The organism is Mycoplana sp. 10N416 (genome assembly GCF_056394765.1).
Map to the genome: position 1 here is coordinate 168041 of NZ_JBFTIM010000001.1, position 14019 is coordinate 182059.

General features: G+C 63.4%; 15 protein-coding genes. 7 read left to right on the forward strand and 8 right to left on the reverse strand.

The features are described from left to right. Position 1: 1 nt before the first annotated feature. From AC1DDS_RS00780 to fabD, 7 genes are all read right to left on the reverse strand, one after another. Positions 2 to 889, reverse strand: a complete 888-nt coding sequence (locus AC1DDS_RS00780) for a YicC/YloC family endoribonuclease (RefSeq protein ID WP_477477162.1) — start codon at positions 887 to 889, stop codon at positions 2 to 4. 156 nt (positions 890 to 1045) lie between these two features. Then, entirely contained in the window at positions 1046 to 2239 is a 1194-nt protein-coding gene (mltG, locus tag AC1DDS_RS00785; RefSeq protein WP_477477163.1) for an endolytic transglycosylase MltG, read from the reverse strand. Next, on the reverse strand, positions 2236 to 2439 hold the full coding sequence (locus AC1DDS_RS00790) for a hypothetical protein (protein WP_477477164.1): 204 nt from the start codon (positions 2437 to 2439) through the stop codon (positions 2236 to 2238). The genes mltG and AC1DDS_RS00790 overlap by 4 nt, the downstream gene beginning before the upstream one ends. 66 nt (positions 2440 to 2505) lie before the next feature. After that, positions 2506 to 3765 (reverse strand): beta-ketoacyl-ACP synthase II, encoded by a 1260-nt coding sequence (fabF, locus tag AC1DDS_RS00795; RefSeq protein ID WP_477477165.1) that lies wholly within the window; start codon positions 3763 to 3765, stop codon positions 2506 to 2508. Positions 3766 to 3872: 107 nt separating this feature from the next. Continuing rightward, complete coding sequence (locus tag AC1DDS_RS00800; protein ID WP_097139127.1) at positions 3873 to 4109, reverse strand: acyl carrier protein; 237 nt, start codon at positions 4107 to 4109, stop codon at positions 3873 to 3875. Positions 4110 to 4386: 277 nt separating this feature from the next. Beyond that, a complete protein-coding gene (gene fabG, locus AC1DDS_RS00805) occupies positions 4387 to 5124 on the reverse strand; it encodes a 3-oxoacyl-[acyl-carrier-protein] reductase (protein WP_310418373.1) in 738 nt (245 codons plus the stop codon). A gap of 24 nt (positions 5125 to 5148) precedes the next feature. Further along, positions 5149 to 6093 (reverse strand): ACP S-malonyltransferase, encoded by a 945-nt coding sequence (fabD, locus tag AC1DDS_RS00810; protein ID WP_477477166.1) that lies wholly within the window; start codon positions 6091 to 6093, stop codon positions 5149 to 5151. A 343-nt stretch (positions 6094 to 6436) separates the two neighbouring features. Between fabD and AC1DDS_RS00815 the strand changes: the two genes are divergently transcribed. After that, positions 6437 to 7480: an aldo/keto reductase gene (locus AC1DDS_RS00815; protein WP_477477167.1), complete on the forward strand. Its 1044-nt coding sequence runs from the start codon at positions 6437 to 6439 to the stop codon at positions 7478 to 7480. Between the two features lie 77 nt (positions 7481 to 7557). Here the strand turns inward: AC1DDS_RS00815 and AC1DDS_RS00820 are convergent, their stop codons facing one another. After that, on the reverse strand, positions 7558 to 7857 hold the full coding sequence (locus AC1DDS_RS00820) for a hypothetical protein (RefSeq protein ID WP_477477168.1): 300 nt from the start codon (positions 7855 to 7857) through the stop codon (positions 7558 to 7560). 400 nt (positions 7858 to 8257) lie between these two features. Here AC1DDS_RS00820 and rpsF point away from each other — a divergent pair, with 400 nt between their 5' ends. From rpsF to AC1DDS_RS00850, 6 genes are all read left to right on the forward strand, one after another. Beyond that, positions 8258 to 8710, forward strand: a complete 453-nt coding sequence (gene rpsF / locus AC1DDS_RS00825; RefSeq protein ID WP_310418366.1) for a 30S ribosomal protein S6 — start codon at positions 8258 to 8260, stop codon at positions 8708 to 8710. Positions 8711 to 8734: 24 nt separating this feature from the next. Next, entirely contained in the window at positions 8735 to 8983 is a 249-nt protein-coding gene (gene rpsR, locus AC1DDS_RS00830; RefSeq protein WP_108001130.1) for a 30S ribosomal protein S18, read from the forward strand. 214 nt (positions 8984 to 9197) lie between these two features. Next, positions 9198 to 10175 (forward strand): DUF2232 domain-containing protein, encoded by a 978-nt coding sequence (locus tag AC1DDS_RS00835; RefSeq protein ID WP_477477169.1) that lies wholly within the window; start codon positions 9198 to 9200, stop codon positions 10173 to 10175. Between the two features lie 23 nt (positions 10176 to 10198). Then, on the forward strand, positions 10199 to 10774 hold the full coding sequence (gene rplI, locus AC1DDS_RS00840) for a 50S ribosomal protein L9 (RefSeq protein WP_477477170.1): 576 nt from the start codon (positions 10199 to 10201) through the stop codon (positions 10772 to 10774). A 187-nt stretch (positions 10775 to 10961) separates the two neighbouring features. Further along, a complete protein-coding gene (locus tag AC1DDS_RS00845; protein WP_477477171.1) occupies positions 10962 to 12314 on the forward strand; it encodes a class I SAM-dependent methyltransferase in 1353 nt (450 codons plus the stop codon). A gap of 186 nt (positions 12315 to 12500) precedes the next feature. Then, a complete protein-coding gene (locus AC1DDS_RS00850; protein ID WP_477477172.1) occupies positions 12501 to 14003 on the forward strand; it encodes a replicative DNA helicase in 1503 nt (500 codons plus the stop codon). Positions 14004 to 14019 lie beyond the last annotated feature (16 nt).

A 14019-nucleotide genomic window follows, 5' to 3' on the forward strand; every position in this document is an offset into this window, starting at 1 on the left:
GTCACTCCAAATTCTGTATCTGTTCGCGGAACTGGTCGATGACGACCTTCAACTCGATCCCGGCAGCCGTGACGGCGGCCGCGTTGGACTTCGAACAGATGGTATTCGCTTCACGGTTAAATTCCTGTGCAAGGAAATCGAGCTTTCGTCCGACCGGATGGTCCGCTGCAAGCAGGCCCTCGGCCGCGCCGACATGGGCGGCAAGACGGTCGATCTCCTCGCGCAGGTCAGCCTTGGTGGCGAGCAGCACCGCCTCCTGATAGAGCCGGTCCCGGTCGAGGCCGTTACTGCCCTGAAGTAGCATCTGGACCTGACCTGCCACCCGCTCGGCGATCGCCTCGACGCTTCGGCTCGGATCGGCTTCGATCGTCGTCGCCAGTTCGGCGATCCGGTCCACCTGCCGCCCCAGCACCTGGCGCAGCGCCTCGCCTTCGCCGAGCCGCATCGACAGAAGCCGGTCGATGGCAGCATCGAGCCCTCCGGCGATATCCTCGTCGCGACGTGTGCGCTCCGCCTCGCTCTCCTCCGCCTCGCGGAAATCGACCACGCCGCGGACGCCGAGCAACGTGTCCAGCCTGAGCGGGGCGGGATCGACAACGCCGGAAAGCTGCTCGCGAAGGGCAAGGATCGCCGAAAGGGCGGCCTGGTTGACCACCGGCTGCACCTGCGGTTCGGCAATGGAAACGGAGAGACCGATCTGCATGTTCCCGCGGGAGAACGCCGCGGCCGCCTTCTGCCGGACCTCCGGCTCGAAATGCTCAAACCCCTGGGGAAGGCGGATGCGCAGATCCAGGCCCTTGCCATTGACCGAACGAAGCTCCCAGGACCAGCGACAGCGGCCGCTTGTTCCCTCGCTCCGGGCAAAACCGGTCATGGATTGCAATGGCATGTCAAACTCCGATCAGATACCAGCGCGCCGCGAATGTGGAATCATCCCGGCAGCCATGTTCTATATAATTCGTTCCGAGACGAAATGCGCTGGCTTGGATGCGATTTCCGCCACTCCAATTTGAGGGGTGACGGGTGTCGCTATACTTGCTGCACGTCACTGACCGGGGCTCTGGCCCGCGTCCTGCGTTTCCTGCGTTTCCTGTGTCGCCTGCTTGGCCTTCTCGGCTTCCAGCTTGCGCCAGCGCCGGACGTTGGCATTGTGGTCGTCCAGCGTCTCGGCAAAGGCGTGGCCGCCGGTGCCGTCAGCAACGAAGTAGAGGTCGGCCGTGCGCGAGGGATTGGCAACGGCCTCGAGCGCGGCGCGGCCGGGGTTGGCGATCGGCGTCGGCGGCAGGCCCTTGATCACATAGGTGTTGTAGGGCGTCTGCTTGTCGATGTCCGACTGCAGGATCGGCCGATCGGTGGGTTTTCCGTCGCCGCCGAAGATGCCGTAGATGATCGTCGGATCGGACTGCAGGCGCATGCCCTTTTCGAGACGGTTGATGAAGACCGAGGCGACCCGCGGCCGTTCGTCCGCCCGGCCCGTTTCCTTCTCGACGATCGAGGCGAGCGTCACCATTTCCTCCGGGGTCGCGATCGGCAGACCGTCGTCACGTTTTTCCCATATCTGGCCGATGAGCGCCTTTTGCGCCGTCAGCATCTGCTGGAGGATTTCGGCACGCTTCGTCCCGCGGGAGAACTTGTAGGTGTCCGGCATCAGCGTGCCTTCGGCCGGCAGGTCGGCCGGCAGGTCGCCTTCCAGCACCGGATCGTCGGTTAGGCGGCGGAAGACCTGCTTGACCGTCAACCCCTCGGGCACCGAAACGCTGTAGAGGATGGATTTGCCGGACTTCAAAAGCTCCAGCACGTCGCGCATCGATGCATTGGCACGAATTTCATACTCGCCGGCCTTGAGGACGGCATCCTCCAGGTGGATGCGGCTCAGGTAGCGAAACACGCGGCTGTCGGTGATGATGTTATTGCGCTCCAGGCTGGCCGCGATCTCGTTCAGGCCGGCGCCGTTGCGCACGATGAAATTGGTGTTGGCCGTCAGCGGGCCGGGCTTCTCGAAGCTGTCGAGGGCATAATAGAAGATCGCCGCCGCCGCGAGCGTGACCAGAACGAGCGAGGTCATGAGGAAGTTCAGGAAGACGACGACCTGGCTGCGCGCCTTGCGCGAGCGGCGCGGCGGGCTCGGCACCGGCTCCGGGCGCAACGCCTCATTGGCGGACTTAGGGATGATGGGACCCTTGCTGGCGTTGTCGCCGCGGCCGAACGGCATTTCCGTGGAATCGTTGTTATCGCTCACAGACAATCCTCAAAAGATCTGGCCATCAATGGTCTTTCCCTGACGTTGAAAAACGCGTCCGCTCCCATGAACTGGAAGATCATCCGCTTTTTCAGAACGATATTGCGCCCACCCAGAAGCAAATGAGCGACGCAGTAGGACAGACCAATGCGGCAAAAAGCAGGATCGGAGCCCGCCCTTCCGGCGAGATCCGTCGTCATTTGCCCAGTACGCGCACCTATCGGCAACGGGTCAACACCATCACCTATTCGCAAGCACCGCCGGTCTCAGCCGTAGCGGCGCAGAATCAGTGATGCGTTCGTGCCGCCGAAACCGAAGGAGTTCGACAGAGCCACGTTGATCTCACGCTTGCGCGCCTTGTGCGGCACGAGATCGATGGCCGTTTCCACATCCGGATTGTCGAGATTGAGCGTCGGCGGGGCGACATTGTCGCGAATCGCAAGCGCCGAAAAGATCGCCTCGACCGCACCGGCCGCGCCGAGCAGATGGCCGATCGCCGACTTGGTCGACGACATCGAGATCTTGTCCGCATGGTTGCCGACCAGCCGCTCGACGGCACCGAGTTCGATCGTATCGGCCATCGTGGAGGTGCCGTGGGCGTTCACGTAGTCGAGATCGCCCGGTGTCAGGCCGGCGCGCTTCAGCGCCATCTGCATGCAGCGATAAGCCCCGTCGCCGTCCTCGGACGGCGCGGTGATGTGATAGGCGTCGCCCGAAAGGCCGTAGCCGACGACTTCGGCATAGATCTTTGCCCCGCGCGCCTTGGCGTGCTCGAGCTCCTCCAGGACGACGATGCCGGCGCCCTCGCCCATCACGAAGCCATCGCGGTCGCGATCGTAGGGGCGCGACGCCTTCGTCGGCTCGTCGTTGTACTGGGTGGAAAGCGCCTTGCAGGCGGCAAAGCCCGCGAGCGCCATGCGCGAAATCGGCGATTCGGTGCCGCCGGCGACCATGACGTCGGCATCGCCGAACGCGATCAGACGGCTGGCATCGCCGATCGCGTGCGCACCAGTGGAGCAGGCGGTAACGACCGAATGGTTCGGACCGCGCAGCTTGTGGCGAATCGAAACATGGCCGGAGGCGAGATTGATCAGGCGGCCGGGGATGAAGAAGGGGGAGACGCGGCGCGGACCCTTCTCGCGCAGGATATATCCGGCTTCGACGATACCTTCGAGGCCACCGATGCCGGAACCGATGAGCACGCCCGTCGAGGTCTGCTCCTCGTCCGTCTTCGGATGCCAGCCGGCATCATCGAGCGCCATACCGGCGGCGGCCATCGCATAAACGATGAAGGAGTCGACCTTGCGCTGCTCCTTCTGCTCCATCCACTGGTCGGGGTTGTAAGTTCCGTCGGTGCCGTCACCGGTCGGAATGTAGCAGGCGATCCTGGCGGGAAGGTCGTCGACCTCGAATCCCGTCGCCGGACGGGCGCCGCTCTGCCCTGCAAGCAGTCGCGACCAAGTCACTTCGGTACCACAACCCAAAGGAGATACCATGCCGGTACCTGTGATAACGACACGTCTCATCGTCGGTGATCCACCCTATGCATCATTCTTGGACCGAGGCGGCGCGGCGCGGCGCGTTCCGCAAACGGGGTCGCGACGGGCCCAATGGGCCCGCCCGAAAGGCAGTCTCAGGCCTGGGCCTTCTCGATGAACTTGACGGCGTCGCCGACCGTCAGGATCGAGTCGGCCGCGTCGTCGGGGATCTCGACGCCGAATTCCTCTTCGAACGCCATGACCAGTTCGACGGTGTCGAGCGAGTCCGCGCCGAGATCATCGATGAAGCTTGCGCCTTCGCTGACCTTGTCGGCGTCTACGCCCAGATGATCGATCACAATTTTCTTTACGCGTTCTGCGATATCGCTCATGTCGGATTCCTCGACCTTTGTTTTCGTCGATGCCTTTCACGGCACCGGGCACTCAACCAAGCCCGATCCGCCGAGGCATACGGGCAATTCTTTTCAACCGCAGATGCCCCCGAGCGCTGTGTTGTAGCGCCGCACAAAGCATGCATCCCCCGGTCGACTGCGGACAGTCATGGCCCGATTAACACGGTTTAACTCTGCCGCAAAGTCCGAAAATGCCCGTCCATCGCGCGTTCAACATGCTATTTCCGCGCGACCAGCCGGGCAATTTCGACCGTCTTCAGATCATCGCCATACCACCGTTGACGTGCAACGTCTGTCCCGTCATGTAGCCGGCCTCCGACGAAGCCAGATAGGCGACGGCCGAGGCGACTTCCGCGCCGGTGCCCATGCGCTTCATCGGGATCGCACCCATGATCGCTTCCTTCTGCTTGTCGTTGAGCTTGCCAGTCATGGCGCTCTCGATGAAGCCCGGCGCGACACAGTTGACGGTGACGTTGCGGGTGGCGATCTCCTGGGCAAGCGACTTGGTGAAGCCGATCATGCCGGCCTTGGAGGCGCAGTAATTAGCCTGGCCCGGATTGCCGGTGACGCCGACGATGGACGTGATGTTGATGATGCGGCCGTAACGGCGGCGCATCATCGGATGCGTCAGCTCGCGCGTCAGGCGGAACACCGAGGTGAGGTTCACCTCCAGGACCGAATCCCAATCCTCGTCGCTCATGCGCACGAACAGGCCGTCCTTGGTGATGCCGGCATTGTTGACGAGGATGTCAACGCCGCCGAGTTCGGCCTCGGCCTTCTCGCCGAGCGCCTTGACCTCGGCGCGGTCGGCAAGGTTGGCCGGGAAAAGCTGAACCCGCTCGCCGAGCGTGTTGGCCAGCGCCTCGAGCTTTTCGACGCGCGTCCCGTGCAGGCCGACGATTGCGCCCTGCGCGTGCAGGATCTTGGCGATTTCCTCGCCGATACCACCGGAAGCGCCGGTTACCAGTGCCTTGCGGCCGGAAAGATCAAACATGGTCGTTTTCCCGTTTGCTGGGTGTCAGCCGCAGAGGGTCTGCAGCAGATTTTCAATATCAGTCGCCGTGTTGACGGCATAGCCGGTCACGGACTTGTCGATGCGGCGCGCCAGGCCGGTCAGCACCTTGCCGGAGCCGATCTCGTAGAGCGAGGTGGCGTCGTTGCCGGCGAACCATTCGATGGTCTCGCGCCAGCGGACCTGGCCGGTCACCTGCTCCACCAGCAGGCGGGCGATTTCCTTGGCGTCCGTGACGGGCTGGACCGAGACGTTCGCGATCACCGGAACGACCGGCTCGCGAATCTCGACTTCGGCCAGCGCCGCGCGCATGGTTTCAGCGGCCGGCGCCATCAGCGTCGAGTGGAAGGGCGCCGACACCGGCAGCATCAACGCACGCTTTGCCCCCTTCTCGGTCGCCATGCGGGCCGCGCGCTCGACGGCCGGTTTGGCGCCGGAGATGACGAGTTGGCCGCCGCCGTTGTCGTTGGCGATCTGGCAGGAGCCATGCACCAGCGCCTCGTCGCAGATCGCCTGCACGTCGTCCTGCTCAAGACCGATGATGGCCGCCATCGCCCCCTCGCCGACCGGCACCGCCGCCTGCATGGCATTGCCACGGATGCGCAGCAGGCGCGCCGTGTCGGCGATCGTGAAGGTGCCGGCGGCGCAGAGCGCGGAATACTCACCGAGCGAATGACCGGCGACATATGAAACCTTGTCACGCAAGATGAGGCCGCGCGCTTCAAGGACCCGAACGATGGCCATCGACACCGCCATCAGCGCCGGCTGGGCGTTGGCGGTGAGCGTCAGTTCGGCCTCGGGTCCGTCAAACATGAGTGCGGACAGGTTTTCCCCCAGCGCGTCATCGACTTCAGCAAAGACGGCAGCGGCCTCGGGAAAGGCATCCGCCAGTTCCTTGCCCATGCCGACGGCCTGGCTGCCCTGGCCCGGAAAGGTGAAAGCAATGGTCATTGGGCTTCTCCCATGATGTTTTCCCCTCAATTCACGGATTGCCGCAGCGAGTCAAGTTTCGCAGGCGAGGATACACAATGCATGGCTACCGGAGCACGGGTCGTGGGGCTTGGAAGAGCACCGGTGATTTACTGTGTACTGACAGCCAATGCGAGGGCGAAGGGCAAACGGCCGGGGCCATCCGATGTGAGGCCGAAGGGTCTCCGCTGTTTCTCGACGCAGGTCCTCCGCGGCTGCGCACCTTGCATTTTGGAGCCTGCCGTATATCTCTTGGCCGGCTGCCGGCAACCGGCTCGCAGACCCCTTCCCGCGGCAGACGCCGCCCCAACAGAAACTCTCGTTCATGAAATACAATACACTTGGCCGCACCGGAATCGCGGTGTCCGAAATATGCCTCGGCACCATGACCTGGGGCTCGCAGAACAGCGAAGCCGAGGCGCACGCCCAACTCGATCAGGCGCTGGAGCACGGCGTCAACTTCATCGACACCGCCGAACTCTATCCGACCACGCCGCTCTCGCCGGAGACTTACGGCGACACGGAGCGCTTCATTGGCTCGTGGATGGCGGCCCGCGGCAACCGTGACAAGGTCGTGCTCGCTACCAAGGTGGCAGGACCCGGCCGGCCTTATATCCGCGACGGCAGCCCGATGAGCCGCGCGAGCATCATTGCGGCGGCCGAAGGCAGCCTGAAGCGCCTCCGCACCGACCACCTCGACCTTTACCAGTTGCACTGGCCGAACCGCGGCCATTATCATTTCCGCCATTCCTGGACCTATGAGCCCTGGACGCAGGACCGGGCCCGTACGGTGGCTGAACTGGCCGAAGCCCTGGAAGCGCTCGCGGAATTGCAGAAGGCCGGCAAGATCCGCGCGGTCGGCCTGTCCAACGAGACGGCCTGGGGGACCATGCAGTTCCTGAAGCTGGCCGAGACGCACGGCTTGCCGCGCATCGCCTCGATGCAGAACGAGTACAATCTCCTGTACCGCACCTTCGACCTGGACCTCGCCGAATTGGCCCATCACGAGGATATCGGGTTGCTCGCTTATTCGCCGCTGGCGGCCGGCCTCTTGACGGGCAAGTACCTGGACGGCGCCCGCCCGAACGGTTCGCGCCGGACGACGAACGACGATCTCGGCGGGCGTTACCAACCGCTGCAAGAGCCGGCGGTTGCCGCTTACGTGGCGCTGGCGCGTGAGCATGGGCTGGATCCGGCCCAGATGGCGCTGGCGTTTTGCCTGAGCCGCCCCTTCACGACGTCTGTCATCATTGGCGCGACGACGATGGAACAGTTGCGCACAAACATCGCGGCGACGGACGTGACGCTTGCACCGGAGGTCGTCGACGGCATTCGCAAGTTGCACCGCCAGTACCCGGCGCCGATCTGAGTGGGCGACCTGGTTACTTGGTCCCATACTGAAAAACCCGCCGGAAGGCGGGTTTTTCATGAGTAATCCCGGCACCGCTACTGGGCGGGCTGGCTTGGCGCCGGCTGCGCCGGAGCCGGAGCCGGCTGCGTGCCGGTCGCCTGGCCGTCGGTTGGCGGGACGGTCGCAGGAGCCGGCGCCTGCGTACCGATCGACGAGGTGTTCGCGTTCGGGTCGACACCGTCGCCGGTGTTGTTGGCGAAGTAGAACACGCCGACGGCCAAAAGCAGGGCCACGACCACCGCGACGGCCCAGCCGCCACCGCTTCCGCGCGTGCTCGTGTTGACGACGGAGCTGCGGTCTTCGGGCGGGCGATTCTCTGGAATACGGTCTTGCATTTGCAGTTGCTCCTCTGTTTCCATCAAGCAGAACAACGCTTTCCATCGACTCTGGTTCCCGCGCTGCGCGCGCTGGCTGAGGATGGACGCGTCATGCGGGATAAAGCCGCCTGTCAAACGCGACGAAAGGCGAGATGTTCCTCATCCCTTGCTTTCGCCGCAAAAATCCGTATAAGCGCCCTGTTCAAAACACCCGGTCGCATCGGCTGGTGGCTGAACGGAGGGCCGTTCCCGGCAACGGGAGCGACAGGAACGTGAAGCGTTCCGGCCTCCCGTGTCTCCGCTCTCGACCGTATAGATGAAACGCTTTTCTTGCCCGGGCCGCCTGGCCCTAAGATCAGTCGTTGAGGCTTGGCGCCGGTTTCCGGGTGTGGATCAAACGCAAGAAAGGCACAGCCAAATGGCTCTCTACGAACATGTATTCCTGGCTCGCCAGGACGTGTCCGCCCAGCAGGTCGACGCACTCGTCGAACAGTACAAGGGCGTGATCGAAGCAAACGGCGGCAAGGTCGGCCGGATCGAGAACTGGGGCCTCAAGTCCCTCACCTACCGCATCAACAAGAACCGCAAGGCGCACTACGCGCTGATGGACATCGATGCTCCGGCTGCAGCCATCCACGAGATGGAGCGCCAGATGCGCATCAACGAAGACATCCTGCGCTACATGACCATCGCCGTCGAAGCCCACGAAGAAGGCCCGTCCGCGATGATGCAGAAGCGCGACCGCGACGACCGTCCGCGCCGCGATGGCGACGACCGTGGCCCGCGCCGCGAGTTCGGCGACCGTCCGCGCCGCGACTTCGGCGACCGTCCGCCGCGTGGCGACCGTCCCCCGCGCGAAGACCGCGCGTAATCGAAGCTGAAGGAGAAAAAGACAATGGCTGAAGTATCTTCCGCTCCGGTTCGCCGCCCGTTCCATCGCCGTCGCAAGACCTGCCCGTTCTCCGGCGCCAACGCTCCGAAGATCGACTACAAGGACGTACGCCTGCTGTCGCGCTACATTTCCGAGCGTGGCAAGATCGTCCCGTCCCGCATCACGGCCGTTTCCCAGAAGAAGCAGCGCGAACTCGCCAAGGCGATCAAGCGCGCCCGCTTCCTCGGCCTGCTGCCCTACGTCGTCGCTTAAGGCACTCCGCGCGCCCGCTCCGGCGGACGCGTAACAAATTAGGGAAGGCGTCATCGCCTTCCCTTCTCCCTTCCGTGTTGGGCGCGGATCGGAACAGTCACCGGCCACAGTCCGAAACGCTTTCGGGCAATAGCCATCCCCCATGTTGGGGAGCAGTTCCTGAAGCATCTTTTCAGGAAACTCCTCTAACTGTCTGGCAAGACAGGACAGCGCCGTGCAGAACTTGAACTGGACCTCGATTGCGACCGGGCTCGTTGCCGGTGTGACCGCCGCTCTGCTTTCGCTGAGCGCGAATGTCCAGTCGACGCTTGCGATCTTCTTCTTCGCCGGCTCCGCCCTGCCCATCCTGATTGCCGGCCTCGGCTGGGGCAATGCGAGCGCGCTGATTGCCGTGATTGCTGGCGGTGCCGTGGCCGCTGCGATGGCATCCTCTCATTTTGCGCTGCTGATCGTGATCATCACGCTGATCCCGGCCGGCTGGCTCAGCAACCTGGCGAACCTCGCGCGCCCTGCCTCCGAACTCGGCGGCCCGAAGGATGCGCTCGCCTGGTATCCGCTTTCCAACATCCTGACCCACCTTGCGGTGATGGTCACGCTCGGCATGATCGCCGTTGGCGCGATCATTGGCTACAGCGGCGGACTTGCCGACCAGATGGTCGACGTGATGCTGCAGGCATTGAAGCAGCAGGAACCGCTCTATAATCCCGATCCCGCCGCCGTCGCGCAGATGAAGGCGATCTTCGGCCTTGCGTTGCCGATCGTGCAGGGCGCGCTCTGGGTGCTGCTGCTCTTTGCTTCCTACTACATCGCCAGCGCGATCGTGCGGCTGTCGGGCAAGGGACTGCGGCCGCGCGAGAACATGCCGACGGCGTTGCGCATGCACCGCAATGCGATCTTCGTGTTTCTCGCCGGGCTCTTGCTCTGCTTCGCCGGGGGGACTCCCGCCGTCATCGGTGCGCTGGTCTGCGGCACGTTCGGCGCGGGCTTCGTGCTGTCTGGCTTCGCGATCCTGCACCAGCGCAGCCGCGGCAAGGCATGGCGGCTGCCGGCTCTGTGGCTCGCCTACGGCTCGGTGCTGCTGTTCCTCCTCCCCATCCTTCTCATCCTCGTTCTCGGCCTGACGGATACGCGGCGCACGATTGCGCTGACCCCGGCAGGGCCGAAACCGGAAACGAAATCAAACAACAACTGAACTGAAAAGAAAGGAACTGAAACATGGACGTTATTCTCCTCGAACGCATCGCCAAGCTCGGCCAGATGGGCGAAACCGTAAAGGTTCGCGACGGCTTTGCCCGCAACTACCTGCTGCCGCTCGGCAAGGCGCTGCGCGCCAATGAAGCCAACAAGAAGCGCTTCGAAGCCGAACGCTCCACGCTGGAAGCCCGTAACCTCGAGCGAAAGTCGGAAGCCCAGAAGGTCGCCGAGAAGCTCGACGGCAAGTCCTTCGTCATCGTCCGCTCCGCCGGCGAAACCGGCCAGCTTTATGGCTCGGTTGCCGCTCGCGACATCATCGAGACGCTGTCTGAAAACGGCTTCAACATCGGCCGCAACCAGGTCGAGCTGAACACCCCGATCAAGGCGATCGGCCTGCACAAGGTCGTCCTGCATCTGCATTCGGAAGTCGAACTCGCCGTCGAAATGAACGTCGCTCGCTCCGCCGACGAAGCCGAGCGCCAGGCCAAGGGCGAAAGCCTCACCTCGGCCGATGCCATCTATGGTGTCGACGAGGACGCCCTGAAGCCGGAAGACTTCTTCGATCCGGAAGCCGATCACGAAGGCGAAGAAGCCTGAGACAGGCACTGCGGCACACAGCGATCAAGCGCGTGCGCCGCCTCCCGCTATAGGCGCGAAAAAACCCGGGTTGAAATCCGGGTTTTTTTGTTATTTGCTAGGGAAATCAGACTGGAAAGCGGTCAGGCCGCACCAGGCGGGTTTCCGTTTCAGACCCGCTCCGCCGCAGCCTGCGATGGAGTTTCAGATGAAAATCATTCTTGCTTCGATGATTTCCCGTCTGGTTCGGCGCGGCAATCTGAAGATGACCTACCCGGACGGCGAGACGCGCCGCTTCGGCGACGCCACCGGCAAACCGGTTCATATCCGCGTCAACAGCAAGCGCGCCCAATGGGGCCTGGTCGTCGACCCCGCCTTCTACCTCGGTCATTACTACGGCACCGGCGATATCGATCTGGTCGAGGGCGACATGTTCGACCTGCTCGAAACGGTCTTCACCGGTAACCCCGATTTCAAATATTACGACAGTGGCTGGAACCGCTTCCTGGAACGGAGCCGCTACCTTCTGCGCTGGCTGCGGGAGAAGAACGGCATCCGCCGCTCGCGCGACAACGTCCAGCATCACTACGACCTGACCGGCGCCCTCTACGATCTTTTCCTCGACCAGGACAAGCAATATTCCTGCGCCTATTTCGAGACGCCGGACCAGAGCCTCGACGAGGCGCAACTTGCGAAGAAGCGGCACATCGCCGCTAAGCTCACGATCGGGCGCCCAGGGCTCTCCGTATTGGACATCGGCAGCGGCTGGGGCGGCATGGCGCTTTATCTGGCCCGCAATCTCGGCGCGCGCGTGACCGGCGTAACGCTGTCCGACGAGCAGTTTGCCGTCTCGCGCCAGCGCGCCGTGGACGCTGGGCTGGAGGACGAGGTGCGCTTTTTGCTGGAGGATTATCGCAATGCGCCCGACACCTATGACCGGATCGTCTCGGTTGGCATGTTCGAGCATGTCGGGCGACCGAATTACCTCACCTTCTTCCGCAAGGCCGCCTCGCTGCTCAAACAGGACGGCGTGATGCTGCTGCATACGATCGGCAGAACCGACGCGCCCACCAGCAACAACCCGTTCATCGAAAAGTACATCTTCCCGGGCGGTTACATTCCTGCGCTTTCGGAGGTGATGCGGGCGGTTGAGAAATCGGGCCTGCGCGTGACCGACATCGAGATCCTGCGGCTGCACTATGCCAAGACACTTCGGCATTGGCGCCAGCGCTTCATGGCGCGCCGGGACGAAGCCAAGGCGCTCTACGACGAACGCTTCTGCCGGATCTGGGAGTTCTACCTCGCCAGTTCGGAGAGTGCTTTCCGCTGGCAGAATCTCGTCGTCTTTCACCTGCAGCTCGCACATGATCAGCAGGCTGTGCCGCTCACGCGCGACTATGTCGGACAGGGCGAAGGCGCCTTGAAGGCCCACGAAGGCGACGGCAAGGGCCGCGCGACCGGGACGCGGTCGTTCCCGCAGGGTACAGCGCTCAAGGCCCCCCCGGCGCTGCCGAATCGGCGGCTGCGCTCCGTCAAGTCCGACCGTCGGATTCGTCCCTGAGCAGGCGCGATTGTCCGCCACTGTGGGATTTCCGCACGCCCCTTGCTGTGGATAGGTCGAAGACCGTGCTGAACGACCTTCCCATCGCCCCCTTCACCCCATTCCAGACAGTCGGCGCTTGACCCGTGCGGCTTCACGGTTGAAGCAGGATCCATCACTGCAATGGGATTCGGGGATTCGGGCCACATGAACGACGCTGTGCGAAAGCTTGCCAATCCGGGTCGCGACGATCTTGGTGTGCATCACCGCGAAGCGCCGAACAACATCGAGGCCGAGCAGGCGCTGCTGGGCGCGATTCTCGTCAACAATGATGCCTACTACCGCGTCTCAGATTTTCTCAAGCCGATCCACTTCCAGGAGCCGCTGCACCGCAAGATCTTCGAGCTCGCCGGCGACACCATCCGCATGGGCAAGATCGCAACGACGATCACCTTGAAAACGCATCTGCCCGCGGACGGCCGCGTCGGCGAACTGACCATCCCGCAGTACCTCGCCCGCCTTGCCGCCGAGGCCGTGACGATCATCAATGCGGAAGACTATGGCCGCGCGATCTACGACCTGGCATTGCGCCGCTCGCTGATCACCATCGGCGAGGACATGGTCAACATCGCCTATGACGCGCCGCTCGACATGCCTCCGCAAAACCAGATCGAAGACGCCGAGCGGCGCCTGTTCGAGCTGGCCGAAACCGGCCGCTACGACGGCGGCTTCCAGTCGTTCAACGACGCGGTGGCGCAGGCGATCGACATGGCCGGCCAGGCCTTCGAGCGCGATGGCAGCCTATCCGGCATCTCCACCGGTATCCAATCGCTGGACGCCCGCATGGGCGGGCTACAGCGCTCGGACTTGATCGTGCTCGCCGGTCGCCCCGGTATGGGCAAGACGTCGCTTGCCACCAACATCGCCTACAATATCGCGGCGGCCTACGAGCAGGAAGTTCAGGCGGACGGCTCGTACAAGGCAAAGAACGGCGGCGTCGTCGGTTTCTACTCGCTCGAAATGTCGTCCGAGCAGCTCGCCACCCGTATCATTTCCGAGCAGACCGAAGTCTCCTCGTCGAAGATCCGCCGCGGCGACATCTCCGAGGCCGATTTCGAAAAGCTCGTCGCCTGTTCGCAGATGATGCAGAAGGTGCCGCTCTACATCGACCAGACCGGTGGTATCTCGATCGCGCAGCTTTCCGCCCGGGCGCGGCGCCTCAAGCGCCAGCGCGGTCTCGACTGCTTGGTGGTGGACTATATCCAGCTGATGACCGGCTCGGGCAAATCGAGCGACAACCGCGTGCAGGAAATTACCCAGATCACCACCGGCCTGAAGGCGCTCGGCAAGGAACTGAACGTGCCGATCATCGCGCTCTCCCAGCTCTCCCGCCAGGTGGAAAGCCGCGAGGACAAGCGCCCGCAGCTCTCCGACCTTCGCGAATCGGGCTCGATCGAGCAGGACGCCGACGTGGTGCTTTTCGTGTTCCGCGAGGAATACTACGTCAAGAACCTCGAGCCGCGCGACGAGTTCGATCCGAAGTACGAAGAATGGAAGATGCTGTTCGAAAAAGTGAAGGGCACGGCCGACGTTATCATCGCCAAGCAACGTCACGGACCGACCGGCACCGTCAAGCTCGCCTTCCAGTCGGAATTCACTCGCTTCACCGACCTCGCGGATCCGTCCTTCTCGCAATACGAAGAGCACTGACCCCGCGACTGCCGCC